Source organism: Paenibacillus sp. FSL R5-0914, from assembly GCF_038004525.1.
Classification (GTDB): Bacteria; Bacillota; Bacilli; order Paenibacillales; family Paenibacillaceae; genus Paenibacillus_AQ.
In genome coordinates this window covers 534,885-560,734 of record NZ_JBBORH010000002.1, presented here as the reverse complement: position 1 = coordinate 560,734, position 25,850 = coordinate 534,885, and the positions used below count along the sequence as shown (strand labels likewise).

Below are 25,850 nucleotides of genomic sequence, written 5' to 3'. Positions count from 1 at the left end.
ATCCGGAAACAAAAAGGGCATTTTAAGTTCTTCGATATATTGTTAAACTGCTATAGATCCTTCCGTTGAAAACGATACAATCCGATTAAGAACGCGATTAGTGTATAGAAGATCGCATAGACGATAAATGAATTAGATGGGACTGAGGTGAAGTTATCTAACCCAAACAGACTATTGGAAGCGTTAAACATCCCGTTCATTTCGTTAATACTAAACAGTTCAGCAGTCATTCTGCGCTGTAACCCATCTACAGGCATAAGTAAGGACATTATACCCGTCATATTATTTAGAGTGCTGAGTGCTTCGGGCTTAGATAATAAAGAACTACTTACCTTGTCAATCATTCCTCCTAGCCATCCTGCTCCATAAAGCATCGTCATAAAGACTCCATTCCCAAGGGCTGAGAAGAATCCTGAACCCAGCATAGAAACAGTTATTAGCAACGGTACGATGGAAGAAAAGAGCAAAAATGATTTGAATAACGCTAATCCATCTCTTGGAATTGCGGTATGGGCTTGCGTAATTAGCAATATAGAAACAAATAAAATAAGTGCATAACCTATTCCTAGTGTTACATAACCAAGCCAGCGACCTGCGTACCATTTCCAGCGTGGAATTGGTCTTGGAAGCAAGGCTTGCATCACTCCCTGCTCTGCCTCACCTGAAATGGCGGAAAACGAACTAAAAATAGCTAAAAAAGCAATTACAAATGCTCCGAAGAAAAATCCAAACGATAAAATAAATAAACCATTTGTAAAACGAATAAGGAGTTCTTCTCCGCTTGGAAAACTCGATCCGTGAGACATAGAACTTTGCCCGATCGTACCCGCAATAAACCAAAACCCAATAAGAAAGACCACGGTCATAATTAATGTCAGCACCATTACTCTTTTGCGTATCAGTTCTTTCCAGGTCATACCCATTATAATTCTCATTCGTGTTCACCTCTGTGGCTTAGTCCTGATACAGCATTCATAAACCACTCTTCTAGACGTTCTTGCTGATGTGAAACTTCATATAAGGTCATCCCTTGTTCAATAATCAGTGTATTCAGCCAACCCACCTGCTCTTCACTTTCCAGCTCCGCTTCCAACCAAACCCTACTACTGTCTATGGATTCTTCGGTATGGGAAGACACCCGGATCTGCAAGCCTGTCTGATCTTTTAGCCACGACAATAAAATAGGCGCAAAGCCGCCTACTTTAAATCGCCAGCTCATACGCTTGTTTAACACCTCGGACACTTTACCATGCCGGAGAATAACTCCGTTATTAAGTAGCGCCATTCGGTCGCAAAGTACTTCAACGTCCTCTAACAGATGAGAGTTTAGAAATATCGTAACCCCTTTTTCTTTTAGATTCTGTAATATACGCCGGACTTCCTGACGTCCGATTGGATCTAGTGCCGATGATGGCTCATCCAAAAATACGATAGCCGGCTCATTAACAAGTGCACAAGCTAAACCCAGTCTTTGCTGCATTCCCTTAGAGTAATGCTTCACTCGGTCACGTCCACGCTTACCAATTCCAACCTCATCAAGAAGTTGTGGAATTCTCTTATCTGCTACAGACCGCTGCATTCCGCATAGTCTTGCATGCAGCCTCACAACCTCCTCACCCGTTAGCCATTCCTGATAACGATACAATTCGGGTAAATAACCGATTAGTGATTTAGCTTCTAGCGAACCAATCTTATGCCCGAACAGAGTTCCACTGCCACTTGATGGATGAATAAGACCTACAAGCATTTTTACAAAGGTGCTTTTACCTGCACCGTTAGGGCCGAGGAAGCCAAAGGCTTCCCCTTTCCCTACAGTAATACTTACATTTCGACAACCGCGTCCGTTATCATATTCTTTAGTTAGGGACTTGGCTTCAATTGCTGCAGTACTCATGATTCAATCAGCTCCTGAACCTTGGTCATAAGCTTCTCTTTACTCGAATAGAGCTCACCTGACAAATTGAATAGCTGTCCATCCTGAATCCATGTAGCTTGATATACAGGACCGCGGCTGTATTCATAATTGTCAACTATAACTAAAGTGTCACCCACAGTTATTTGCTCCGTATTTTCACCAGCGATTAACGGCATTGGGATTTCTCCGGATAAGACCCTGCTTTGCATTAAGCTAGTCTTCAAGTAATCTGGGAGCAGTGGGAAATTCATTACAGCTTCCAAAGCCTCTTCCACTTTAATAGAAGGATCAACGTTAAGTACAGGTGCATTCATCTGCGACAGACTTGCCCAGTGCGTTTCGTCAGATGAGAGATTGTAATTCACAAATTCCGGGATATGAAGTGTAATTGGTTTACCGTCAATCGATTCGGGCAGCAGATGTTCTGCTCCAATTTTTTTCAGGGCTTTGTTCACTTCGTCCACTTTCAGATTAAGCGTGATATCTTGTGAAGCACCCACCGTAACTGAATTATGCCCTTCCACTAAAGCAGCGGTTTTCGCTGGATAGCCTAGGGTAGCCTTCAGTTGATCCGCAGGCAACTCACCAATGTAAGCCCCGCTAGCGTTTGTAAACTCACCGAATTGATTAATTGATCGATTAAGTTCACCGTCTTCAGCCACCTGTGTAAAAATATTACGCAGATCACTCTCATGAACAACCGTAACCTGTTCCATCCGGAACTGATTCAGAATGGATGCCATTGCTGTGTTTCCAATTGGGGTCGCGAGAATGACTGCAAAAACAGCTACACTCGCAGCTACAACTCCTAGCTTCCGACGACGGTTCATACGCAGTCGACTCGGACGTTGTACTTTCTTATCATGGGTAGTTACAAGTATGTCCTGTACTACCGTTGGAGTTGACTCTGATTCAAGGTTCTCTAGATTTTCTGGCTGACTTAAGTTAACAGAATCCTCAACTTGGGCTTCCGTATTTTGACTCCATTTTGCCCATTGAGGATTATAAGGCTCATTCTCTAACTTACTCTGTAGCTTGGCCCAGGCTTCGTCTGTACTTTGCTTATCTTTATCTTGCTTTCCTGAATAGTTATTCATTATTATACCTCCTGATTTTAAAGATTACTTCGTAACTTCTCCTCAAAAGAAGTCTACTTCGTCTGGGGTATCGCCTTCGTTGCATTTTGTCTTAGTTTCTCTGTCGCTCGGTGAAGCAGGGTCCCTACTACTGGAGGCCTTACTCCAAGCTCTCCCGCGATTTCCACATAACTGTACCCCGAGTAGCGAAGAAGAAGCGCTTGTCTGTCTCTTTCAGGCAATTCATTCAGCCAGATGTGTACATCTTCCTGATCTAGCTTACTAATTATGACTTCTTCACCTGAAGGGGGAGATTCACTAGCATCATAAAGCTGCTCTTGTTTATTCTGCAGTCGCCGTTCCCTTGCTTTTTTGTCCAAATAATCATATCCAATACGAGTTAGGACTCTATGAAGCCAGGCACCCAGCGCTGCTGGATCATCTGGTGGATTACGGTACAATCTCAGAAAAACTTCTTGAGCTAAATCATCAGCCGCCGATTCATCACGTACCAAAGCGGCAAGCTTACGGCGGACAACAGGGTAATGTTCATAAAATATTGTTTTAAAAATTTCAGATTCCGGAATTTCCATCGTGTAAATCCTCCTTATCAGCTGCAGCTATAAGTAAGACGACTGTCAGTACATTTTTGTATCAGAATTCTTCATAATTATCATAATGCATTATAAAACATACAAAAAGACAGCCCCCAATTAATAAGGTAACTGTCTTCATTATTGGTCTTACCTATCTGTTTTGATTCCAATTATCGAATTCGAATATATCGGTTAAGAATCTTCTTGGACAAAATACTTCGCTCCAGCTTAAGCTCCAGCAGTTGTTCTTTCCAATGTAACACTTCATCTGATTCTTCATTCTTACTCAGCTTCTCAAACAACTTCATGATCAATATGTTAACGGAATCAAACCGTGACCATAATTCTATCACACTTTCTTCTTGAACCTGAGGTTCTTCCGATACTGTGTTAAGATTCTTTAAGCTCTCTATGATGTCAGCCTGCCACTGTCCATCGTTAATTGCTTTGGCATAATTTAAAAGGTCCAGATAATCGTCGACTGACATATGTACCGACTCCTTTGTATGGTTATACCAAGTATTATACTAGGTATTATGTATATTGCAACACTTTATCCCTGTAAGTATACAAAAAAACAAGGGCTAGTATGCGGACTAGCCCTTGCTAATAAATTTAAACGGAGTACGTTAAGTTATAGTAACTTCTCGATTTCCTCTTTGTATTGCTCCGATTTCGGACCAAATACGATTTGTACAGCACCTTGACCAAGTCTCATTACACCCGAAGCACCGAGTTGTTTCAGAGCGGAATCTTTAACGGCTTTTTCGTCTTTAACGATCAGACGAAGGCGTGTAATACAAGCATCGATATTTTCGATGTTTGAAGGTCCGCCGATGTGCTCAAGAATTTGAGCAGCCTTAGAAGAAACAGCTGAACCTGTTCCGTTACCTCCAGTTGGTGCTACAAGCGCATCATCATCATCTTCGCGACCAGGGGTCTTAAGCTTGAACTTCGTGATGATAAAGCGGAACAACACATAGTACAGAACGAAGAAGCACAGACCTACAGGGATAAGAATCCATGCATTAGTGGATAGTTTCATGTTCACCAGGTAGTCAATCAAACCAGCGGAGAAGCCGAAACCAAGCTTAACATCTAGAATGTACATTAACGCCATAGAGAAACCAGTAAGTAAAGCATGCACTAAGTACAATACTGGTGCCAAGAACATAAAGGAGAATTCAAGGGGTTCTGTGATCCCTGTTAAGAAGGAAGCGATAGCAGAACCGATAAAGATGGAAGCAACCATTTTTCGTTTTTCTGGTTTAGCTGTATGAATAAATGCAAGAGCTGCACCTGGAAGCGCAAACATCATGATTGGGAAGAAGCCTGTCATAAACATCCCAGCTGTTTTGTCTCCAGCGAAGAAGCGATACAAGTCACCGTGTACCAATTCACCAGCTGCATTCGTAAAGTCACCAATTTGGAACCAAGCAATCGTATTAAGTACGTGGTGAAGTCCAATCGGAATCAACAAGCGGTTAGCTGTACCAAAGATGAAAGCTCCAACTGCACCCAGGGATACAACCCAGTTTCCGAAATCACTAATTACGTCTTGAATCGGACTCCAAATCATTCCAATTAATACGGCAAGAACCATCGTGGATGCTGCGGTAATAATTGGAACAAAACGTTTACCAGCAAAGAACCCGAGCCAATCTGGCATCTTTATACTGTGATATCTCTTATATAGGAATGCTGCCCAAGCACCGGCAAATATACCTCCGAGCACACCCATATTCAACACTACATCATCATTGATGAAGGAGAATTGAAGTGGTACGACAGCTAGTATCTTAGTCAGTACCATATATGCAATTACTGCTGACAAGGCTGCTACAGCGTCCTTGGCAAATCCAATGGCAACCCCGACAGCAAATATCAAAGCAAGATTTCCGAAGATCGCATTCGCACCGGCATTTAGGAATGGAGCAAAATATTGATTCAGGAATCCCCCTACTGTAGCTCCTAGATGCAAATCTTTTTCATAGTTAAGCAATCCAAACCCTTGAAGAATAGCTGCCGCTGGCATAGTAGCAACTGGAAGCATAAGCGACTTACCTAATTTTTGTAGAAAAGCCAACATAACAATATCATCCTTTCGATTCAATAGTAGTAATGCTGTATTAGCTTATTACTTTGAAGCCACTGTAAGAATCAGATCCTGTCCTGCTGTAACCTGACCATAATGTCCGTTCACTTGAGGTGGTGTTTCCTCTGTACTAGTCACGATTACAGGTGAAATTGTGTCACAGCCTGCTGCGCGAATAACGTCCAGATCAAATTCGATTAAGGTTTGACCTGCCTTCACTTGATCTCCAGAGGCAATATGACTGACAAATCCGTTGCCCTTAAGACTGACAGTATCGATTCCGATATGTAACAACAATTGCACACCGGAGGAATGTTCCAGAATAACTGCATGACTCGATTTCACGATATGAGCAACCGTGCCATCAAAAGGAGCCTTTAGGATCCCCTCGGAAGGTCTGATTGCAACTCCGCTACCCATATGACCACCAGCAAAGGTTTCATCCGGAACCTCTGTTAATGAAACTGCTTCTCCGCTGATTGGTGCCATGATTTCGATTGTATGTCCAGTATGTTTCTCTTCTTTTTTTGATTTCCATTTGGAAAACATATGCTCCACTCCTCTAAAGATGTTAGTTTTGTTTCACTAAAGTCTGAAATAATCGGTGTAAGTGCATCGCCAGGAAACACAGCTCTTCCTCCGGGATATCTACACCAAGAGATTTTTGCATCACTTTACCGAGCTTTTGAGATAACTTGTATTCCTCTTTGTATTCCTTCTTAATATGTTTCACAAAAGGATTATCTATTAGTGATCCTTTCAAAATACGTTCCAGCGAAAACCGTAAGTGGATCATTAATCGAATATGATTCATACTGCCATGCTCAAAAGTTATATTCCGTTCTTGCTGAATCATGTCTAGAAGTTCACTCACGATATTAGATGCTTTTACTAACTGACCCACCGATACATTGTTAACTGCGGAGTACACATGATAAGTTAGAAATCCAACCTCGTCTTCGGGAATTTGCACCTGAAATTCAGCATTGATCTTCTCTGATGCCTTGTAAGCGATATCAAATTCCTTCGGAAAAGACATCTTAGTTTCTTGTAAAAAAGGATTAATAATATCCATCCCGTTGCGCAGACGGTAAATGGTGAACTGAATGTGGCTCGGGAGTGCCAAATAAATCTTGTCGTTTAATTTGTCAGGAAATTGACTTTGGATATCAGCAATTATTTCATCAGTTATTTTCATCACTTTGGGATCTATGTCTTCCAGCAATATTTGATACTGACTCCAGGATTCGCGGTCTTCTAGACGAAACAATTTCTCAATACGAGGATCGTTTCCTTCAATCACACCTGAACCTTTCACAGCAAAACCAATGCCTTTACCGATAATGACATATTCCTTGCCGTTCTTGCTTCCCTGAACCATTACAACGTTGTTCCCAATCACACGCTGTACTTGAAATTGCTCGATCTCCCGCGACAAGCTCATCACTCCTTTCCCATATTATCGTCAATTAGGAACAAAAAAAGCCAAGAAATGTCTCATCGAGATGAAGACAATCCTTGGCTCATGCCCTTAACGGTAACACGCCACTAAAATATAAATGATCATTTATGAACATATCATAAATCATGAACTGCTAACTCGTCAATGGTAAATTTATAAATGTCAAGCGCAGCTCCTGAACTCAAAAATTCACAAGTTATAAATAGCTTTCAATTTGGGGAAGCTTTTCTTTAAGCTGACGGACATTGGTCTCCAGTTTTAGAATGACCTCTTCTAATTCCTTTGGGTCGATGCCTCTAAGTACTGGGACCTGAATAACCTCTGTGGCTTTGGTTTCTGATTTTAATTCTCGCATCTCCAGCTGCTGTTCTTGCCATTTATCCATCAGATCAGCAATTGTCGCATAAAAACGCTCATAATCCTTGATTACGCTATCTAAAAATGTATCCACTTCCTCCGCATCGTAACCACGAAGCTTCATACTGAATTCTTTTTCATGTATGGTTAGAGCATCTAGTGTGATGCCAAGTTGGCTGAATAGCTTACGTTGTTTGTCCAATCGACGTTTCATATGTTCATCCATCATTTGTTACCTCCAAGTATATACTGCAATTATCCGGCAGTAACCATTATAACAGGGTGAGAGCATCCTGAAAATATAACTATAGTTCCAGTTCTAGAAGTTATCCGCAACCGCCTTGTTCAAAATACCTAAGCAGCGATCAAGATCCGTCTTCACCTGCTTCTTATATAGCTTCGCTTTCTCTTCTCCATCAGTTGTGAAATGGTATAAGACGATTTCTTGAAAATCCACCTTCGGGTCATTCCCTTTTAGCTGTTTAGTACGATATAAAATCCCTTGCTGTACCAGCTCATGCAGCGCGCGATAAATTTCGCTCTGTGGAGGGGAATATCCATGTGCCTTGAAATCTCGACGTAAATCCTCAAGCATTTGGTATCCATACCCGCGATGTTGTTCTACCATTGTTATAAGATACACCTTGATAAAAGCCCGTTGAGCAATCATAAACGCCATATAAACCCTCCTCATGTTGTGTTTTTTTGGTTAATCTTACCTTCTATAACTCTAGTATAAGCACTATTTTCCAACTTTCACAACCTGAAATGTGGTAGTGGGTTCACTTTTTCCGATTTGTATAGAAATTTAATAGGGATAGATGATGAAATTATTGAAAGTAACTAGATAGAGTTGTTTATTTTGTGATTTTCTATTGTGAATTTTTCATATGATGAAAGTTGGTTATCTCGAGTAATAAATAACGGCCATTGAGAACTTAACCATAAAGTTCTCGATGGCCGTTGAATAATGAGTGAACAATACCTTAGCGTTTATCGGCCTCATGCCATTTAGCGAGTAATTCCTCTCGGTTCGCAGCAGCGATATCGAATCGATACGTAATCATTAATTTTTCCAGCTTAACAGAAGACAATAGCGGATGGATCTTAATATTCGGCATCACAGGTAAGGAAAATGCGGAATTCATATAATCTGTCTGAGCATCTGTTGACAGTACAAAATCTACCAGCTGCTTAGCAGCAGTCACGTTGTTCCCACCTTTCAAGATCGACACTGCACCTATCTCCCATCCAGCTTGTGGAGGAATAGAAGATTGTATAGCATATCCCGAATTCTTAAATCGAAGCTGGTCGCCCATAAAGCTGATAACAGCAGCAACTTCACCTACTGCAAGCCGCTGGGCAGAACTAATTCCTGAGAATGTAGTTGATGAACTCTGCTTCTTAAGAGCACTCACCAATGCTAGAGCTTGCTCCTCCCCACGTTCTTGTGCAAGAGAGGCTAGCAATGTGTATCCTGTACCTGAGGTTTCTGGGTCCGGAATTTCAATTTTCCCCTTGAGCTCGGGACGTAATAAGTCTTCGTAGCGTTCTGGAAGAGGTAAAGCTACAAGCTGAGGATCTTGATTCCAGACCTGCTCATTTACACCAATAGCCAATGCACCCATGTATATACCTGTCCAATAGCCCATTTTATCTTTATAGATGTCGGGGATCTCATCAGCAACATGTGATGAATAGCGAATTAATTTCCCTTTGTTCTTGAGCTGCTCATGAAGATCAGCAGGCCCACCGAGAACAACATCAATGCCAGTCTTATTGATCGACATCAAATGGTAGCTTGCCTCACCGCCAGACATGCGAATAAGCTCATAAGACTGTCCCGTCTTCTTCTTATATTTCTCCAACAGAATACGCGCTTCATCCTCTTGAAAAATTACATATACTTTGAGAGGCTGATTGCTTTTCTGTCCAGGATAGAAATATATTAGAAGAAGTATTGTTACCGCAACCAATGACAGGATAATCACCTTTGTTCTCAATTAGAACGTCTCCTCCTGATAGACTAGCCTATAGCCGTCGTTCTATATAAAACGATACGCCAAAAAAGGAAAACGACTGTTTTCCTTTTTTGGAACATCTACTTCAGTTTACGGACTAACCTTTTTAATAATATGAATTTTGTCTATTGCCGCACTCATCCGAACTTGACCATCGAAAGTCTTTTGACCAATATCATAAGCATCGACAATCCATTCTTTGCCCCATTGATCTGCAAGGAAATATCTTTCCTTTTCTCCTAGAAACATCGAGGATTGGACTACTCCCATGATGTTAAATCCGCTAATATCCGGATGATTTAGTCGCAATGATTCGGGGCGAACACTCAGAAGAACTTCCTCACCCTCTGTCAACTTTTCATCTGTAGTAATAGTAACGTTATCCCCTCCAAAGCCGTAGCTAACTGTTGCCGTACCCTCTTTACTTTGCATAACTACTGCCTCAATAAAATTGGTAGAACCAATAAAATCAGCTACATATTGTGTACGAGGTTTATAATATATTTCATGCGGCGTACCGTACTGATCAATAGCTCCTTTATTAAAAACAACGATCTGATCTGACATCGACAAAGCTTCCAATTGATCATGCGTTACATATATTACGGTTAGTCCAAGTTCCTGTTGAATTGTTCGCAGTTCAACGCGTACCTCTTCACGTAATTTAGCATCTAGATTACTTAGTGGCTCATCCAGGAGAATAATCGGCGAATTCATCACTAAGGCACGAGCCATAGCTACACGTTGCTGTTGTCCACCAGACATTTCATGGGGATATCGTTCTTCAAGTCCGGATAATTTGACCTGGGCCATAACAGCCATTACCCGTTCCTGTACTTCTGCTTCAGGTCTTTTCTTAATATCTAGTCCATAAGCAATATTATCAAATACCGTCATATGCGGGAACAAGGCATATTCCTGGAACACCATTGGAGTGCCCCTTTTATATGGAGGTAATTCATTAACCAAATTCCCGTCAATCCACACCTCACCATCATCGATGGTATAGAAACCCGCGATGGAACGTAATAAAGTCGTCTTCCCACAACCACTCGGACCAAGGAAGGTGATGAACTTCCCCCGTTCAATCTTTAAGTTGATATTTTTCAAGACATGGTTATTGCCGAACACTTTATTCACATTTTTCAAATCTAGTAGTATGTTGGATTCCATCGTGCCCACTCCCTTCAAAATCATTAGAAATCAAATATTTTCACTTTGGAACGGAAGATCAGCTTGATCACTCCCAGTGTTCCAAGCGTTGCACCCATCAAACCCACTGCCACAGCGGCTGCCCAATAATAGGTTCCCGTTTCGGCATAGTTAAAGATCGATACTGCTGCAACAACCCATTTAGGGGTAATTAGGAAGATTATCGTACTCAAAGTATTCATATTTTTCATAAACGCATAGACAAAGTTCGCTACGACGGTTTTTTGCAACATTGGAAATACAATCGTTGTTAGCGTCTTACGGCTACTCGCACCCAGATTGGTGGCTGCTTCTTCGATCGATTTATCCACTTGTTTAAAAGACGCAGTCAAGCCCCGATAACCTACAGGCATCTGTTTAAGTAACATCGCAATGACAATCAATGCTGCAGATCCCTGCAAAACAATCGGACCTTTACTAAACGCAACAATCAGTGCAAGACCAACGAATGTTCCTGGAAGCGCAATTGGAAGAACCGCGCTGAAATCTAGTAATTTTTTACCTGGAAAAGGTTTGCGAACTACTATATAGGCGAGCACTAATGCAAGAGCCACCGCCAGCAACGCACTAATTAGCGATAACACTAAGCTGTTCAAAACGGCTGGACTAGATGAACTAAAGACAACTTTCATAATATGATCCAGTGTGAACGTATTATCTCGACCAAAGTTTTTCGTAAAGGCGAAAAGAATGGTGATCGCAAACATCGAAATAATGAACAATGAGATTAAACTGTTAAAAGAGAAAAGTAATGCATCTGTCCTCTTAGATGTAGTGATCCGTTTCAAACCAGATACCGGCTTACCAGTTATCGTTGAGTAGGAGCCTTTAGATAAAATCTTATTCTGAACCCAGAATACAATCAGTGCAGGAATTACTAAGATAATCCCCATGACCGAAGCTAGTCCTGCCTCGTTATTAATAATTTCTCCGTAAATTTCAACTGCTAAAAGTGAATAGTTCCCACCAATTAGCTTTGGATTCCCGAAGTCAGCGAAGCAGTTAATCGCTACCAGCAAGAATGCGTTAATAACACCTGGAAGTGCAAGTTTCAGCGTAATCGTCCTGAATAATTTAAATCCTCTAGCTCCAAGGTTCTGTGCTGCTATCTCCAGATTCGGTGATATAGCGCGGAGCACACCCGTTATAGTCATGTAGGCAAGTGGAAAATAGGATATCGTCTGAACAATCCACAGCCCCGGTAATCCATACAAATCAAGCTCAAAATTAAAGTTGGTATTTAACCATTGTGAGATCATTCCCCCACGTCCAAAAAGCAATAGGAATGCTAAACCACTCATAACCGAAGGAGCTAATAATGGAATAAAGGCTATAAATCGAAAGAACTTCTTTCCTCTGATGTTACTGTAGTGAATCGCATACGCATAAATAAATCCAAACACTGTTGCTGTAAAAGCGGATAATGATGAGCTAACTACCGTATTTAATAGCGCTTTTCCATAACGGGGTTTACTAAAAAACGTTGCCCAATTATCAAATCCAGATGTAAACACAACGACTACCAGCGGATAAATAACAAATAGAATGAGAAATGCAAAGCTAGTCAGTACAAGTACGAGTGACGATGGATCTTTAAAGAGCCTGTTGATCGACTCCCCAATGCCTTTTTTTTCTTTCATAGGGGGCGACTCCCACCTTTCTGCCATCCAATTTGAGGGGCATTACAGTCACCATATATGGTACAGCCATGCAATACCCCTATTGGCTCTTTTATTTCAAATCTTTTAATGCATTTTGCAACTCTTTACGCTGCGATGCTGCTTTTAACAAATCATAAGCATCGTTGTATTTCGTTGTTTTAATATCAATGCCACCTTTAGGAATCGGTACTGATGCTTTAACGGATACTGCGTATGCAGATTGCGTATACAACTCACCCGGTTCATTAGTAAGCATATAGTCCATAAGCTTCTTCGCAGCCTCTGTATTAGGTCCACCCTTAACAATGGATAAAGCTCCAACTTCATAACCTGCTGCTTCTGGAACAACACTAACAATTGGGTTGCCTTGGTATTTAATCTTCAATTGATCGCCTAGGAAAGTCACGCCAATTGTATACTCTCCTTTAGCAGCTTTCTGAATTGGCTCAATGCCAGACTTAGGTCTTTCCTTAAGGTTAGGCAGCAACTGTTTGATATAGTTCAACATCTCATCATCACCCCATACTTGGGCTAAAGAAGCGACTGCTGTATATGCTGTACCCGATGTCGCTGGATCGGACATACCAATTTCACCTTTGAATTTAGGATCAAGCAAATCCTTAAAAGTTTCAGGGTATGGATCACTACCATATTTCTCTTTCCAACGTTCTTCATTAATACCTATAGCGATTGGATTTAGATAAAACCCTGTCCAGAAGCCATCTTTGTCTTTCATATTGTCAGCGATGTCAGAAGCATTCGGAGAAGCATAAGCTTCCAATGAACCTGCCTCTTTCAGTACTTGGTGCGAATCCGCTGGCCCTCCCATCAGAAAGTCGGCTTGTGGATTCGACATTTCATTCTGTACACGGGATACCGCTTCTCCACTTGGTAAACGTAGGATGTCATAGTCAATTCCGGTTTCAGCTTTGAATTTATCCAGAATTTTACGAGCCTCTTCCTCTTGAAAAATGGAATATACGGTAATTTTTTTGATTTCTTTACCGCCAAATACTCCTGATTTATACATGAAGAACCCCGCTACCAACACAACTACTATGACTGACAATAAAATGACTGACTTACTGTTTTTTTTCTTTCTCGCCATAGACTAAACCATCCCTTCAAGATCAGTATGAGGCATTATTTAGTTTGAAATAGACTCTTTGATTGGTCTCATCCAGAAGGTCATAGACCACGAAGTAAGCGCCGTTATAGCGATCCACATGGATCCAGTGCTTTTTCACTCGATAATCATTCGTGAGCTGAATGACAAAGTGAGCATCGGGTGTACGTTGTAAGTCATCAAAATGGCTGAAATCGATAATACGCTCTGCTGCACGAATCTGCGATATCAACGCCTTCCTCTCAACCTGAGTGAGAGCTGTAAGTACTCCCTGCTGTAGTGTGAACACATCATTAATCTTGTTTTCCACAGCAGATCCAATACTCGACGTTGTTAACATCTTATCGATGAGTGTACTTTGCAGCTTGCGGATAGTAGCACTTACATTAAGCGAATTAACTGACTCCGCACCGAAGTGAAACGCATTCGTTTCCACTTGAAAAGGAATATCTTCTTGATCCAGATAGGCCATCGTTCCAGTCAACAGAAGTCTCGGAACCAACTGTTGTGGACGCTGCATTCCTGATGATAACAACCCAGAAAAAGTAGATCTCAATTTCAGCAATTCCTTCGGATCCTCAATGGATATCGTCCCTAGGCCTGGATACGTAATATCCACGCGCATCGGAACGCCAGCAATGCGGTCAAGTTGATCCTCCTGTCGAGGTACAACATGCACTTCATCAAGAGGTATTCGAAAAGTGTAAGCGCACATGCCGATTAGCAGACTGCCTATGATGACTTGTAACAAGATGAGGCGAAACCATGAAAGCCCTTTCTTATCCTCTGGCACTTACTTTAACCTCCTCATATATCAGAAAAATTTTAAATTTGTATCAGTTTTGTAACAGCGCTTACATTTGTTATGTTAAGGGGAATCTCAGCTGAATCTCTGTCCCCTTCTTCTCCGAGCTAGTAATGACGATACTCCCTCCTTGAAGTTCCATAAACTGTTTACATAGAGGTAATCCTAACCCATGTGATTCGTTTGAAATAATACGATCCTGTTTCTCTGCCGAGGGTAGAAATAATATACTTTGCAATTGTTGCGATATCCCTCTCCCGTTATCTATGATACGAACCAGCCCAAAGCCCTCATGCTCCGTTAACTCGATATAGAGATTTGTGCATTCGCTATGCTTAATAGCGTTATCAATCACGTTAAATAGAACTTGCTGAGTTCTCTTGGGATCTAAATTCACTTCACAAGATGAGATCTTTAGCGTGGTAACAATCGCGGATTTTTGAAGGGTCGGCTCTAAGATACGTAGACTATCCATAATGACAGCCCCTAAATCAGTACACTCCAGCTTGATACGCCAAGCCTCATCACCAATCAGTGAGGTCTGTAACAAATCCTCAACCATATTTAACAACCGAGTACTCTCTTTACGGATATAGGTATTACATTCCTGTATATCATCCTTCTTATTCATTCTTTCAATTAAATCCGAAAACCCGATAATCGAAGTTAATGGTGTTTTTAATTCATGAGTTATGTTGTCGTAGAAAGCTTTCTGCTTTCCCTGTTCATACTTTAACATTTTGATATGATGTTGCAGCGCATCCGACATATGATTGAAATCCTTGGCTAATTCTCCTACCTCATCCTGACTACTCGCCTGTATCTTTCTGCTAAAATCGCCAATGGATACAAGCTTAAGCGCCTGCTGCAAGGCATGTAGAGGCCTCACCAACAAAGATGAAAATGAATAGCTGACCATAAGCGAAAAAATTAAACATCCTACAGCTGCAGCGATGAACCATGTGCGCATCTGGTTTAATGTCTGCAAATTCTCATGGAGGTCCAATAAATATCGAAATCCACCCACAATTTCTCCTTCATACCAGAAGGGAACTGAGTAGATTAGATATTGTGTACCTTCACCTGCAGTTATGACTGTGGCAGCATTACCAGTAAGCGCTTTCTGAATATCGTTACGTTTAAGTAAGTTTTCTTTATCGCTGCTGCTCCCAACAATCGTCTCATCTAGTGCGAATAGTTGTACTTGAAAATTGCTGTTTGACGCCAAATGCGACGCAATAAAGGGGGCGTACTTACCTGAAAATAATTGTTCTATATTAATTTTCTGATCACTGACAATCTTCAATGCCTCAATACGATGTAAGCCAAAATACTGACTTAACGTCTGAGTATCCCGTTTAATCATACTTTGGTTAAGCGTATAATTAACGATAAAAAACATCGCTGTGAGCAGCATAACAATCGTAACGGCATGCTGAATAAACATTTTATTTCGCAGTCCCATCTTCTATACCTCCAGCTTATAGCCTGTCCCATGTATAGTAGCGATCAGATGCTCGTTGGGTTTCATTTTCTCCCGAAGACGGTTTACCACCATGTCCACGGATCTTGTATGCCCATAATAATCATAACCCCAGACCTGATCAAGCAAGTCTTCGCGAGTGAAAACTTTCTTAGGATGAGCACATAAGAGCCACATAAAGTCAAACTCTTTACTGGTTGTCTTAAGCCATTGTTCCCCTATCTTACAGGTACGTCCATTCTTATCAATTTCAATAGGTCCAATCTTGATCACTTCAGGAGGCGCCACCATCTTCATTCGTCTCATAACTGCCTTAATGCGCTCGATAAGTTCCCTTGTCTCAAAAGGTTTCGTTAGATAATCGTCTGCTCCCAACTGAAAGCCAAGGATTTTATCATTCATTTCATTCTTAGCGGTGAGCACGATTACCGGGACTGACTTATACTGTTGTTGAAGCATTTGAAGAAGCTCGAACCCGGAACGGTCAGGTAACATAAGATCTAACAGAATTAAATCGGCAGACCATGTTGCAAGTTCATCCCACGCCTTAGTCACCGTTCCTACAGCTTTCGTCTGATACCCTTCCACCTCTAAGCTCAATTTTAGCAGCATTTGAATGCTGGGATCGTCTTCAATAATTAAAATATTCATACGTAGCCCTCTTTTCCTTAGATGCTATTTTACACTGAACTTTCATATTTTTAGTTACCCTCTTATAATAGCGGATATCGTTCAATACGAAAACGCTTTCCAAATATCTACAATTAAAAATACAAATCAAATAATTGACTATAAACTTACATTTTATGTCTCTGTATAGTAAGTAAAATCCACAAAAAAACTCCCACATAATGGGAGTTCTACGGATTTAGGATTTTGTAGAACGGACTATACCACTCGAAAATCCCTTAATCGAGCGATTGCGCTCATGATTGCTCATCTCTGTTTTTCTCCATAAATTCTTCCTTCGTCAATCCAAACAATATCAAATCATAATATCGTCCGTTCGTGTAAATGACTTTCCGCCGCACGCCCTCTTGCACACAGCCGACTTTCTTTAACATCCCTATAGAACCTTCATTACCTTCAAGCGCACATTCATTGAATTTATTTAGCCGTCGCTCGAAAAAAGCATATTTTAAGAGGATGGTTATAGCTCTCGTTCCATACCCTTTACCTCGATGATCTTTATCCACCTGCACACCAATGCTGAACGTACCATTTTTCTCATCAATGCTATTTAGATTTACGCCTCCGACATTTTCACCATGCAAATCTTCAATCGTAAACATTAGTCTATTCGATGAGAATTCAGCGTAAGTCTCCGCAAAATTTTTAGCTTCGGCAATGGTGGGTGGTAGTTCAACTGCACATTGTAAGAGTCGTCGTGCTGGGGTATCAAAACGATTCGTATAATAGCCTTCCCAATCCCCTTCTTGTATTGATCGTAATCTTATTTTCTCGTCTTTCCAGTAATAATTGCTATAATCTATCTCTCTCATTTTCTAGCCTCCAAATAATATTGGGATTGTTTTTTTATAATAAACATTACTTTATAACCATGTAGTAAGATATAACCATTAAACGTGACTATGAAAAACACTTTGGAAAAGAGGCAAACTTATGAGTGATTACCAATTGGTCAGTGATTATAAGCATATCGAAAAATATAAAGAAAGCTTTAATGCCTTAGCTAAATCAATCTTCGGGATTGATTTCTCGCCATGGTATGAACAAGGAGGCTGGAGTGACAAGTATATTTGTTATTCCTATATCGATGGGGACCATGTGATCGCTAATGCGTCCATAAACAAAATGACGATTCTCATAAATCAAAAAGAGTATAACGCCATTCAAATTGGCACTGTAATGACACATCCTGATTATCGCATGCAAGGATTATCCAGGAAATTAATAGATCATATTATCGCGAAATACGAACATGAATATGACTTCATATACTTATTTGCAAACGACAGTGCTTTGGACTTTTATCCTAAATTCGGATTTGAACGTATGCAAGAAAGCAGCTTTTCGATTAACGCTTCTAATCTTAGAAATCAAACGTCTAAAATCTTCTCTGTGCGTCCCTTATCTATGAATAACTCCGTTGATTTCACCATGATAAAAAAATTCGCTGAAGAAAAAGTTCCGGTGTCCTCTATACTCAGCGTTGTAAACAATGAACATCAGCTGCTGTTTTATTTTATCCTTCCTTTCCATGATTCTTTTTACTATATTGAAGAAGCTGACGTCGTAGTGGTCTTTAGACATGAGGAGCATCAGCTTCATATTTTTGATATTATCAGTACTAAAAGTATAGATATTAACGCGATATTGAATAGCATTATTTCTCCTGAAACGGAGGTTATACATTTTTATTTCACACCAGATTATGCCATAGATCACATAGAGTCAGCATTAATTCCCCAGAGTGAGGATACGTTATTTGTACGTCCATTTTTAAAAGAACTACCTAAACATTTCATGTTTCCCATAACCTCACATGCCTAGATAGAATGAAGAAGGCTGCCATCCGGCAGCCTTTTTTTTATTTGCTCTTTCATTCCTTCAGAGCTTCATTTCATACCAGATTTATTCATTAAACAAGTGGAGCTTGAATCAATGTTGCGAAATTGAATCGATGGACATGACCATCATTTAATGTAGTTTGGCCAGATACAAAATGTACGTGTTTGCCATTTCCGACTGAAATAGCAGGGCCTGTTCTTATCTTTTTCAGATTATGAAAGTGGTTCAAGAAATCAGTTCTACTAAGATCAATTTCATGAATATGGCTATTCCCTACTCGAATCGCCTGCCCCGTAACACCTGCAAAGCGATGGTTATGTCGATCTGCACCTTCTTCAGCCAATTTCGTACTACCTTCAAATTCATGTACATGTCTCTGCGCATATTGAGAATATAATGTTTTCTTCTTTAGAGTAGCTTTTTTCTTTACCATCTGTTGTGAACCTCCCTATAAACATGAACTTCACAACATTCTATTAAGAAAACACATTTTAAGTTCTAGGCAGGTGTCTAAGTAACCATTATGATTTGTTCGCTAATCCTTTACAGGAATATACATGCTCTGTATCTCTTGTACTCCAGGAACAAATCCTAGATTTGTATAAACAGACTCCGCGTCATTACCTTCCATGACATATAATCTAAGGAGAGGATACTTATCTTTAAGGAGACTTAGTCCTCTTTTCATCATCAGTGTCGCTAACCCTTTGCCTCTATAACTGGGCATTACACCAATACTATAAACCGCTGCGTAATCGTCTTGTAAACCCAAGAGACAATTCGCAATTAACTGTCCCGATTTCCTATCATACACAAGCGTTGACGCGGTAAGTAATGCTTCATTCGTATAATTCGGTTCTTCACTTGGAATAAAATCTTCATAAGAGAATTTTTTTCTTCTAGTCGCCTCGAGACTTCCATTAAAGCTTGCATAGCTACATTCGGCGATCTGATCTTCCAGAATAAAGCGTTTAGCTCCTTTTCCATCCTCTTCGATCTGTGGACTTTCAATTCTAAATTCTTCGTTCCATTCCACCTCGAAATGATCTGTAGGACGCTGCATCCAGCGACATCTGAACTCATCAGGCCAAAATCCTGCCCGCGCAAATAAATGAACTTGATCCGGTAGAACCTCAAATGTTTTTATAGGCTCCGTTCGGTCAGACCAATATATCAAAAGCTTTTTTAGAAGTTTAAGCACCACAAATGTATCGTTAAAAGGTGGAATAACAAATAAATGATAGATCCGATTAGGCGACATCCTTACTCCACCTATTTTCGCCTCCCCTTTATAGATCCAAAAAGCATTCTTTTGGGCAGAATTGAACCCATCTTCTCTAAAAAAGCCAATATACTGAATATTATAATAAATGGAGCAATACACTCCCCACTCTTTCGAATCAGCCTTACGAATTGAATAATCATTACTTAGCTCATACGATATTTCATCCTCAGACCATCCCATTAATTGCATGTACAATTCCTCCTCGCTGCTACTTCACCTTCTATTTTCTATAGTATCACTTCTTAAAGTAAATGATTGGTAATAAACACTTATAATGATTATTTACTAAACTACAGCAAGTGTAATTGCATCTGGAAGTCCAATATATAAGAAGAAACCTTATAATATAAAAAAACTGCCTATTGGCAGTCTTCTCCTTAATAAATTCTAGAACATAGCCAAATGGCGGTTCCCACAGCGATAATACCTGCTAATGTTACAAATAGGACATACCCTCTCTTTGTTCTAGTAACCGTGTGATTATCATAAAATTCAGGTTTTCGTACGATTCCAAACCATAGATCCGCGATTAAATTCACGACCACTAGAGAGAAATTTTTTATTACCCCCACGTCATCACTCCTTTTCAACTTTAGCTAGCCAAGTTTATTATTAATTTCACTTAGTGACTCATTCATTTCGTCCATTTTCTTGATCATCGCATATTGATTGCTAATCATCATGATTAAACCAATAAAGAACAAAATCACAAGAAGTAAACTCATACTGCACTTCCTTTCAGTAGCTGAATTCATTCACTCTGGACATTCAAGCTCCGAGCAAATCCTGACCTCCATGACGGGTACAGTGGACTCCATTCGTAATCCATTCGAGCTTTCGTATTGGAGGCTCCGCGTTCCCATCCTGCTCTGCCTTCTTGAACATTAGGAGCAGGAGCACCTATGGTATCTGAATAAGTTGATAACCAATCCAATCCATTAACAGGCTCGTCGTCTACGATATTCACAGGGCCTGAAGGCCAGTTCAGAGCAAGCACCGCTGCGTTAGCTGCATCCTCCACATGTAGGAATGAGACAACGGCATCTGTCGCTGTCATTCGTTCTTGACGAATTTCCTCTGCCATATAGCCATTAGTGTCATACCATGTTCCTTGGCCGTACAACATTCCATACCGCAAGATCACATGATTGGGGATCTCGGCAACTGCTTTCTCTAGTGAGTATATACCTTCAATCGTTCTTCTCCGAGGCTCTAAAGCCTTAAGATCTAAAGGAGTTTCCTCCGTAGCTGGCTCCTCTCCAGCTTCATAAGCCCATGAAATACTTTGTGCAATGATTTGCTCCACGCCAGCTGCAAGGGATGCGTCCACAATATTGCGTGTTCCTTCTATTCTTATCCTGGAATTATCTGAGAAATTCCGCTGACTTAGTGAAGTTAGCTGATGGATAACCACTTCTGGCTGTGCTTTGTGAATGGACGCAAATATGGCCTCTCGATCGAAGACATCCGCGATTACCGCCTGTGCTCCACACTTCTCAATAAATGCTCTATTTTCTTCCTTATGGGTCATTCCGACAACCTCATGCCCCGCTTCTAATAACTTAGGTAGCAATAGCCGTCCAATCACGCCCGCTGCACCAGCTACAAATATCTTCATTTAAGCCCTCCTTTAGAACAGCTCCTAAAGCATAAACATTGCTATGTGTATCAGAAATAACTGCCGGTATCTACTTTGTTCCTTTTCCGTTATCTCTAAAATGCCTATTAATAATTTGGATTATTATCCATATCATACCACATGTATAATAAAGACTGCACCTCACAGCTTATCGCTGTGAGGTGCAGTCTTTGATGGATTGTTTATAGTAAAAGTAGGTCGATTAACATTTTAGATTTTATCGCGGTTGTAAACTTCAGCCGTTCGGTCTGCTCTGTTAGCCATCGAATTACCTAGTCGAGTGTCTTCGGAATAGACACCTTCGTAACGCTGAACATTTAGTGAGCGATTGTCTCGGAACACATCATGCGCTTGATACCCTCGTCCATTATCCTCAACAAGCACAAGGATCTTGCCACTTTCAACGTATCCTTCGTACTCTTTTGCCTCATCCTCAGGAATGCCAAGACCGATCAAGCCACCAACTAAGCCACCTGCACCTGCACCCACGGCTACCCCTGTTAACGTTGCCACAATAGGTCCCGCTGCCAGAATAGGACCAATCCCCGGAATTGCGAGCGCTCCGATACCTGCTAGCAGTCCGGTAACACCACCCAATACGCCGCCTGTAGCTGCACCTGTTGCAACACCCTCGGGAGCTTTTGTGCCTGTATCATCCGAAATATGTCTTAGCTCATCACGATCACGTGTGATTACTGATATTTCATCATTACTGAACCCTTGATTGTGAAGTCCTTCAATTGCTCTGGTTGCTTCTTGTTCTGTATCAAAGATACCTACGATTTTTTTAGTCACTTGAAGCCCTCCTTAGTAATTGTCTTCGCTAGTTAATTACCCTGTAAGCTGAAGACAAAACATCTAATTAAAATTTCAAGTGCACGAAGGACCCTATTATTTCTTGGGACGTGCTCGATTGGTCGGAATTGCTTGCAAGGGGTCGTCTGGCCAATAGTGCTTAGGATAACGTCCTTTTAGATCCTTTTTAACCTCAAAATAAGTGCCACGCCAAAAGCTTGCAAGGTCAGAAGTCACCTGCATCGGCCTTCTTGCCGGTGACAAAAGATGAAGTAAAACAGGTACCTTTCCCCCACCAATTCTAGGGGTGTCTATCTGTCCAAACATCTCTTGTAATCGTACCGCCAGTACGGGAGCAGCAGGATTAGCATAGTCCACGGGCACACGCGAACCACTAGGAACTGTTATATGTGTCGGCGCTTCCTGTTCAAGAAGCTGTCGCTGATTCCAGTCCAGCAACCCCTCAAGCGCACGGGATAACGGGATTCGCTGAAGGTCGCGCAAGTTACGCATACCGTGAATGTAAGGTAATAGCCATTCATCAAGCATCTCAATTAATGCTTCATCAGAGACATCCGGCCAATCTGAACGTAAGGCGTGCATAAACATTAGCCGCTCACGAAGCTGCAGAGGTCCCTTTTCCCACGGTAAGATATCAATCCCATCCTCTGCGATTACAGTTAGCAGTACTTTCGCTGTTTCTTCTGCGGAGGGTCTTTCATGTGACGTTTCTTTTAAGACAAGAGCGCCAAGCAGCGTTCGGCGGCGTTTCTTCACACTTCCACTTACTTTATCCCAATACACGTCAGAATCCTCTGTGATGTGATCTATATGATATTTAAGCAGTTGTCCTTCTTCTAGCTCAGCTGCCAGCAAGATTGCACCTTGTGTGGCTCGATCGTCAACAGACGCGGCCACAATATAAGCGGATCGGGCCAGCGGTTGCCCTTCCCGCATGGCCACGCCACGACCGGCGGAGAGCAGAAACGCGCCATCACCGCGTTTCTGCCCGATACGGTCGGGATAGGCGAACGACAGAAGCAGCCCGCAGAGGCTGATGTCGTTCACGGTCCCGCCCGGCGCTGCTTGCAGCTGCGCCAGGAAATTGCGGCTCTCGCGCACCACCGCGCGCAGAGCCGCAGGGTCCGCTCCGCCCGTATCGGCGGAGCGTTCGAACCGGAGCAGCGCCTCTACGCGGAGCGTGAGGTCGCAATCTAGTGCCGCGGGACCCTTGAACAGGTCCCGCTCTTGCAGCAGCGCCGCCAGCCGGCAGGCGAGCGGTGCTGCGTTAAGCTCTGCCGCGCGCAGCAGCATATGCGCGGCTCGCGGGTGCGCGCCAAGCGCGGCCATGCTACGGCCGTGCCGCGTGATGGCGCCGCCGGCGTCCAGCGCGCCGAGCTGGCACAGCAGCGCGGTGCCCTGCGCATAAGGCGCAGCGGGCGGCGTGTCAAGCCAAGCTAGCGCGGCAGGATCGCGCACGCCCCACAGCGCCAGCTCCAAAGCGAGCTGCGCAAGATCCGTCTCCATAATCTCCGGCACATTGTCATCCGGAAGGCGATTATGCTCCTCCTGACTCCACAGCCTGTAGCATACACCCGGAGCTGTCCGCCCGGCCCGTCCTCGCCGCTGATCGGCAGAGGCTTTCGATACCGGAACCGTCGTAAGACTTGGCATTCCCGTACGCGGAGAGAAAATCTGCGTACGACGCAGCCCTGTATCAATTACCGTTCGCACACCTTCGATCGTCAAGCTTGTCTCCGCAATGGAGGTCGCTAGTACGACTTTACGTTCGCCGTTTATGGATGGAGCCACTGCAGCATCCTGCATAGCCTGTGGTAATTGTCCGTATAAAGGACGAAGCACTATCCCGTCAGGCAGTTTTCCATGTTCCAACTCATTTTGGGTTCTGCGAATCTCCCGTTCACCCGGCAAGAATACAAGGACATCTCCCGGCTGTTCAGCAAGCGCATGTCTCACTGCGGCTGTGGCCGATTTTTCAATCGGAAGATTCCCTGTGGTTGGGGTATAAATAGTTTCCACCGGATAGGTTCGTCCCGGACAATCAACTACTGGCGCATCGCCCAGCATAACCGAGACCCGTTCACTATCCAGTGTTGCTGACATAATCAGAATCCGAAGATCATCACGCAGCACTGCCTGCGCTTCCAGCGCCAGAGCAAGTCCCAGATCCGCATGTAGACTACGCTCATGGAACTCATCAAAAATAATCAGACCCACATCCCCTAGTGATGGATCACTCTGAAGCATCCTCGTTAAGACACCTTCAGTCACTACAACAATTCGTGTATTCTTGCCTACCTTAGTGTCGTTCCGCATCCGATAACCTACCGTCTGTCCAACACTTTCTCCAAGATTGGACGCCATGTAAGTTGCAGCTGATCTAGCGGCAAGTCTTCTAGGCTCAAGCATAAGAATGCTTTTACCAGCCATCCATGGCTCGTCCAGAAATGCCGGAGGCGTTCCAGTTGTTTTGCCCGCACCGGGTTCTGCGATCAGAACAGCTGCCCGTGTTGAGCGAAGTATGTGTTTCAGGTCTGGAAGCACCTGTATAATTGGAAGCTGTTTCATTATATCTCTCCATCGTTTGTAATAATATGTTATGATTTCCTTTGATGTGGTCTAAACCCTATTCATCATGTGCGAAAAAACTTCAAAGATCAAGACAATCTGTACTTACCATTTCAAGTATAACTTTCTTATATTATAAAAAAGGAGACTTTCTAAAATGCTCGTAACTAAAGCCACTATTTCAGATTTATCTATACTCAGCAAGATCGATAGCATGGTCATTGGCAGCGAAATTCGCAAACCTAAAATTGAACAATATATTCTAAATGAGCAATGTGTTGTAGCATCGATTAACAGTGAGCCTGTCGGTTTTGCTTGTTACGATACCACTTTTTTCGAATGCTGTTTTATTCAGCTCGTAATTGTGAATCCCAATTTCAGACGTCTTGGCATTGCCGGTGCACTTATTCGTTACATTGAAGAACACTCTCCAACCCCCAAGCTGTTTACTTCCACCAATGAATCCAATACGATCATGCAGCAAGTGTGTCTTTCTCTAGGATTTGTAAGAAGCGGAATCATTGAGAATTTAGACGATGGTGATCCAGAATGGGTATATTTCAAGCAAGTAAAATGAAATACACTTGTGAAGCGAAGCACGCAAAAAGGCAGCTCTTTCGTCTCTTTATGGACTAAGAGCTGCCTTTATATCACACTATTTATCCTCATGTCCATACAACATGACCCTAATAAGCGTTATTCTTCTTCCCTAATCATCTGTTCATGTATTTGAACACTGTATTGCATATAAGCAGGATTACTATCTAAGCCTCGTTCACGCAGAAGCTCTTGCAGACGCAGCCTTTTCAAAGACAATTTTGCCCGGATTGCCTTACCTTCACTAGTTTCAGTTCCTCCGCTATTGTGGCAGGCAGCAAGCAGCCCTTCGAGGGTAACGCATTCTGCACGCAAAGATACTTCTTCGGGCACCAGCCCGGAATTCTTCATAATTTTGAAAGACATGCGTAATTCTTCTGGCACGCCCGATAAATCCTCAAGCTCCAGTGGCTTGCCATGCCCAGGTAAATCTCCAAATTCCCCATTCCGCATAGATTCCTGAATCCGCTGCTCAACCAGCCAGGACATCATCCCCATATACGCAGCCTCCTTCACCAATACCACTACTATGATCTATCCCGCCTAAGCAAAAGTATGGTAAGCAGAATTGCGTCTATTTTAGCATAAAAACAGTAGATTTACA

Annotated in this window: 27 protein-coding genes; 2 read left to right on the top strand and 25 right to left on the bottom strand. The window is 42.2% G+C overall.

Translation table 11 applies throughout. The features are described from left to right. Positions 1-50 precede the first annotated feature (50 nt). From MKX60_RS18665 to MKX60_RS18580, 18 genes are all read right to left on the bottom strand, one after another. Positions 51-935: an ABC transporter permease subunit gene (locus MKX60_RS18665; RefSeq protein WP_341060641.1), complete on the bottom strand. Its 885-nt coding sequence runs from the start codon at positions 933-935 to the stop codon at positions 51-53. After that, positions 932-1,894 (bottom strand): ABC transporter ATP-binding protein, encoded by a 963-nt coding sequence (locus MKX60_RS18660; RefSeq protein ID WP_042187768.1) that lies wholly within the window; start codon positions 1,892-1,894, stop codon positions 932-934. The genes MKX60_RS18665 and MKX60_RS18660 overlap by 4 nt, the downstream gene beginning before the upstream one ends. Further along, a complete protein-coding gene (locus tag MKX60_RS18655; RefSeq protein WP_341060640.1) occupies positions 1,891-3,012 on the bottom strand; it encodes a hypothetical protein in 1,122 nt (373 codons plus the stop codon). The genes MKX60_RS18660 and MKX60_RS18655 overlap by 4 nt, the downstream gene beginning before the upstream one ends. A 53-nt stretch (positions 3,013-3,065) precedes the next feature. Continuing rightward, positions 3,066-3,584, bottom strand: coding sequence for a sigma-70 family RNA polymerase sigma factor (locus tag MKX60_RS18650; RefSeq protein WP_076286416.1), 519 nt, complete (start codon positions 3,582-3,584; stop codon positions 3,066-3,068). Between the two features lie 173 nt (positions 3,585-3,757). Further along, positions 3,758-4,075, bottom strand: coding sequence for a hypothetical protein (locus tag MKX60_RS18645; protein ID WP_341060639.1), 318 nt, complete (start codon positions 4,073-4,075; stop codon positions 3,758-3,760). Between the two features lie 146 nt (positions 4,076-4,221). Then, positions 4,222-5,676, bottom strand: a complete 1,455-nt coding sequence (gene nagE / locus MKX60_RS18640) for an N-acetylglucosamine-specific PTS transporter subunit IIBC (protein WP_076286417.1) — start codon at positions 5,674-5,676, stop codon at positions 4,222-4,224. A gap of 48 nt (positions 5,677-5,724) precedes the next feature. Further along, complete coding sequence (locus MKX60_RS18635; protein WP_042187759.1) at positions 5,725-6,231, bottom strand: PTS sugar transporter subunit IIA; 507 nt, start codon at positions 6,229-6,231, stop codon at positions 5,725-5,727. Positions 6,232-6,253: 22 nt separating this feature from the next. Next, positions 6,254-7,126, bottom strand: a complete 873-nt coding sequence (locus MKX60_RS18630) for a PRD domain-containing protein (RefSeq protein WP_076286418.1) — start codon at positions 7,124-7,126, stop codon at positions 6,254-6,256. 214 nt (positions 7,127-7,340) lie between these two features. Then, positions 7,341-7,727, bottom strand: a complete 387-nt coding sequence (locus MKX60_RS18625) for a DivIVA domain-containing protein (protein ID WP_042187755.1) — start codon at positions 7,725-7,727, stop codon at positions 7,341-7,343. Between the two features lie 93 nt (positions 7,728-7,820). Beyond that, complete coding sequence (locus tag MKX60_RS18620; RefSeq protein WP_042187753.1) at positions 7,821-8,180, bottom strand: helix-turn-helix transcriptional regulator; 360 nt, start codon at positions 8,178-8,180, stop codon at positions 7,821-7,823. A 307-nt stretch (positions 8,181-8,487) separates the two neighbouring features. Then, a complete protein-coding gene (locus MKX60_RS18615; protein ID WP_341060638.1) occupies positions 8,488-9,504 on the bottom strand; it encodes an extracellular solute-binding protein in 1,017 nt (338 codons plus the stop codon). Between the two features lie 108 nt (positions 9,505-9,612). Then, positions 9,613-10,695 carry an ABC transporter ATP-binding protein gene (locus MKX60_RS18610; protein WP_042187748.1) on the bottom strand — a complete coding sequence of 361 codons (1,083 nt, stop codon included), beginning with the start codon at positions 10,693-10,695 and terminating at the stop codon, positions 9,613-9,615. A 23-nt stretch (positions 10,696-10,718) separates the two neighbouring features. Then, positions 10,719-12,374, bottom strand: coding sequence for an ABC transporter permease (locus MKX60_RS18605; protein WP_076286420.1), 1,656 nt, complete (start codon positions 12,372-12,374; stop codon positions 10,719-10,721). A 91-nt stretch (positions 12,375-12,465) separates the two neighbouring features. After that, positions 12,466-13,503, bottom strand: coding sequence for an ABC transporter substrate-binding protein (locus MKX60_RS18600; protein WP_076286421.1), 1,038 nt, complete (start codon positions 13,501-13,503; stop codon positions 12,466-12,468). Positions 13,504-13,525: 22 nt separating this feature from the next. Beyond that, the gene (locus MKX60_RS18595) at positions 13,526-14,314 is read right to left on the bottom strand and encodes a DUF3919 family protein (protein WP_042187743.1); all 789 of its coding nucleotides are present in this window, start codon (positions 14,312-14,314) and stop codon (positions 13,526-13,528) included. A 70-nt stretch (positions 14,315-14,384) separates the two neighbouring features. Continuing rightward, positions 14,385-15,791, bottom strand: coding sequence for a sensor histidine kinase (locus MKX60_RS18590; protein ID WP_341060637.1), 1,407 nt, complete (start codon positions 15,789-15,791; stop codon positions 14,385-14,387). A gap of 3 nt (positions 15,792-15,794) precedes the next feature. Next, the gene (locus MKX60_RS18585) at positions 15,795-16,460 is read right to left on the bottom strand and encodes a response regulator transcription factor (RefSeq protein ID WP_076298889.1); all 666 of its coding nucleotides are present in this window, start codon (positions 16,458-16,460) and stop codon (positions 15,795-15,797) included. Between the two features lie 275 nt (positions 16,461-16,735). Continuing rightward, the gene (locus MKX60_RS18580) at positions 16,736-17,311 is read right to left on the bottom strand and encodes a GNAT family N-acetyltransferase (protein WP_076298888.1); all 576 of its coding nucleotides are present in this window, start codon (positions 17,309-17,311) and stop codon (positions 16,736-16,738) included. 121 nt (positions 17,312-17,432) lie between these two features. On the opposite strand from MKX60_RS18580, the gene MKX60_RS18575 reads away from it, so the two are divergent. Continuing rightward, a complete protein-coding gene (locus tag MKX60_RS18575; RefSeq protein ID WP_341060636.1) occupies positions 17,433-18,323 on the top strand; it encodes a GNAT family N-acetyltransferase in 891 nt (296 codons plus the stop codon). Positions 18,324-18,411: 88 nt separating this feature from the next. Here the strand turns inward: MKX60_RS18575 and MKX60_RS18570 are convergent, their stop codons facing one another. The 6 genes from MKX60_RS18570 to hrpB all read right to left on the bottom strand — a co-directional run bounded on the left by MKX60_RS18570 (position 18,412) and on the right by hrpB (position 24,649). Further along, positions 18,412-18,774 (bottom strand): YmaF family protein, encoded by a 363-nt coding sequence (locus tag MKX60_RS18570; protein WP_076298886.1) that lies wholly within the window; start codon positions 18,772-18,774, stop codon positions 18,412-18,414. 102 nt (positions 18,775-18,876) lie between these two features. After that, entirely contained in the window at positions 18,877-19,815 is a 939-nt protein-coding gene (locus MKX60_RS18565; RefSeq protein WP_341060635.1) for a GNAT family N-acetyltransferase, read from the bottom strand. Positions 19,816-20,222: 407 nt separating this feature from the next. Further along, positions 20,223-20,351 carry a hypothetical protein gene (locus MKX60_RS18560; protein ID WP_256716254.1) on the bottom strand — a complete coding sequence of 43 codons (129 nt, stop codon included), beginning with the start codon at positions 20,349-20,351 and terminating at the stop codon, positions 20,223-20,225. 26 nt (positions 20,352-20,377) lie between these two features. Next, positions 20,378-21,244 carry an NAD-dependent epimerase/dehydratase family protein gene (locus tag MKX60_RS18555; protein ID WP_341060634.1) on the bottom strand — a complete coding sequence of 289 codons (867 nt, stop codon included), beginning with the start codon at positions 21,242-21,244 and terminating at the stop codon, positions 20,378-20,380. Positions 21,245-21,475: 231 nt separating this feature from the next. Continuing rightward, positions 21,476-22,060 (bottom strand): general stress protein, encoded by a 585-nt coding sequence (locus tag MKX60_RS18550; RefSeq protein ID WP_341060633.1) that lies wholly within the window; start codon positions 22,058-22,060, stop codon positions 21,476-21,478. Positions 22,061-22,156: 96 nt separating this feature from the next. Then, positions 22,157-24,649, bottom strand: a complete 2,493-nt coding sequence (gene hrpB / locus MKX60_RS18545) for an ATP-dependent helicase HrpB (RefSeq protein ID WP_341060631.1) — start codon at positions 24,647-24,649, stop codon at positions 22,157-22,159. A 157-nt stretch (positions 24,650-24,806) separates the two neighbouring features. Between hrpB and MKX60_RS18540 the strand changes: the two genes are divergently transcribed. Beyond that, positions 24,807-25,226 carry a GNAT family N-acetyltransferase gene (locus tag MKX60_RS18540; RefSeq protein WP_076298882.1) on the top strand — a complete coding sequence of 140 codons (420 nt, stop codon included), beginning with the start codon at positions 24,807-24,809 and terminating at the stop codon, positions 25,224-25,226. Positions 25,227-25,345: 119 nt separating this feature from the next. Here MKX60_RS18540 and MKX60_RS18535 read toward each other — a convergent pair whose 3' ends face one another. Continuing rightward, positions 25,346-25,744, bottom strand: a complete 399-nt coding sequence (locus tag MKX60_RS18535; RefSeq protein ID WP_341060630.1) for a DnaJ family domain-containing protein — start codon at positions 25,742-25,744, stop codon at positions 25,346-25,348. Positions 25,745-25,850: the final 106 nt, after the last annotated feature.

Coding starts and splice junctions, on each gene's coding strand:
- MKX60_RS18655 (WP_341060640.1), bottom strand. CDS start 3,012: ATGAATAACTATTCAGGAAAGCAAGATAAAGATAAGCAAAGTACAGAC.
- MKX60_RS18535 (WP_341060630.1), bottom strand. CDS start 25,744: ATGGGGATGATGTCCTGGCTGGTTGAGCAGCGGATTCAGGAATCTATG.
- MKX60_RS18620 (WP_042187753.1), bottom strand. CDS start 8,180: ATGGCGTTTATGATTGCTCAACGGGCTTTTATCAAGGTGTATCTTATA.
- MKX60_RS18555 (WP_341060634.1), bottom strand. CDS start 21,244: ATGAAGATATTTGTAGCTGGTGCAGCGGGCGTGATTGGACGGCTATTG.
- MKX60_RS18570 (WP_076298886.1), bottom strand. CDS start 18,774: ATGGTAAAGAAAAAAGCTACTCTAAAGAAGAAAACATTATATTCTCAA.
- MKX60_RS18585 (WP_076298889.1), bottom strand. CDS start 16,460: ATGAATATTTTAATTATTGAAGACGATCCCAGCATTCAAATGCTGCTA.
- MKX60_RS18625 (WP_042187755.1), bottom strand. CDS start 7,727: ATGGATGAACATATGAAACGTCGATTGGACAAACAACGTAAGCTATTC.
- MKX60_RS18635 (WP_042187759.1), bottom strand. CDS start 6,231: ATGTTTTCCAAATGGAAATCAAAAAAAGAAGAGAAACATACTGGACAT.
- hrpB (WP_341060631.1), bottom strand. CDS start 24,649: ATGAAACAGCTTCCAATTATACAGGTGCTTCCAGACCTGAAACACATA.
- MKX60_RS18605 (WP_076286420.1), bottom strand. CDS start 12,374: ATGAAAGAAAAAAAAGGCATTGGGGAGTCGATCAACAGGCTCTTTAAA.
- MKX60_RS18630 (WP_076286418.1), bottom strand. CDS start 7,126: ATGAGCTTGTCGCGGGAGATCGAGCAATTTCAAGTACAGCGTGTGATT.
- nagE (WP_076286417.1), bottom strand. CDS start 5,676: ATGTTGGCTTTTCTACAAAAATTAGGTAAGTCGCTTATGCTTCCAGTT.
- MKX60_RS18580 (WP_076298888.1), bottom strand. CDS start 17,311: ATGAGAGAGATAGATTATAGCAATTATTACTGGAAAGACGAGAAAATA.
- MKX60_RS18660 (WP_042187768.1), bottom strand. CDS start 1,894: ATGAGTACTGCAGCAATTGAAGCCAAGTCCCTAACTAAAGAATATGAT.
- MKX60_RS18590 (WP_341060637.1), bottom strand. CDS start 15,791: ATGGGACTGCGAAATAAAATGTTTATTCAGCATGCCGTTACGATTGTT.
- MKX60_RS18665 (WP_341060641.1), bottom strand. CDS start 935: ATGAGAATTATAATGGGTATGACCTGGAAAGAACTGATACGCAAAAGA.
- MKX60_RS18565 (WP_341060635.1), bottom strand. CDS start 19,815: ATGCAATTAATGGGATGGTCTGAGGATGAAATATCGTATGAGCTAAGT.
- MKX60_RS18600 (WP_076286421.1), bottom strand. CDS start 13,503: ATGGCGAGAAAGAAAAAAAACAGTAAGTCAGTCATTTTATTGTCAGTC.
- MKX60_RS18610 (WP_042187748.1), bottom strand. CDS start 10,695: ATGGAATCCAACATACTACTAGATTTGAAAAATGTGAATAAAGTGTTC.
- MKX60_RS18540 (WP_076298882.1), top strand. CDS start 24,807: ATGCTCGTAACTAAAGCCACTATTTCAGATTTATCTATACTCAGCAAG.
- MKX60_RS18650 (WP_076286416.1), bottom strand. CDS start 3,584: ATGGAAATTCCGGAATCTGAAATTTTTAAAACAATATTTTATGAACAT.
- MKX60_RS18575 (WP_341060636.1), top strand. CDS start 17,433: ATGAGTGATTACCAATTGGTCAGTGATTATAAGCATATCGAAAAATAT.
- MKX60_RS18645 (WP_341060639.1), bottom strand. CDS start 4,075: ATGTCAGTCGACGATTATCTGGACCTTTTAAATTATGCCAAAGCAATT.
- MKX60_RS18560 (WP_256716254.1), bottom strand. CDS start 20,351: ATGAGTTTACTTCTTGTGATTTTGTTCTTTATTGGTTTAATCATGATG.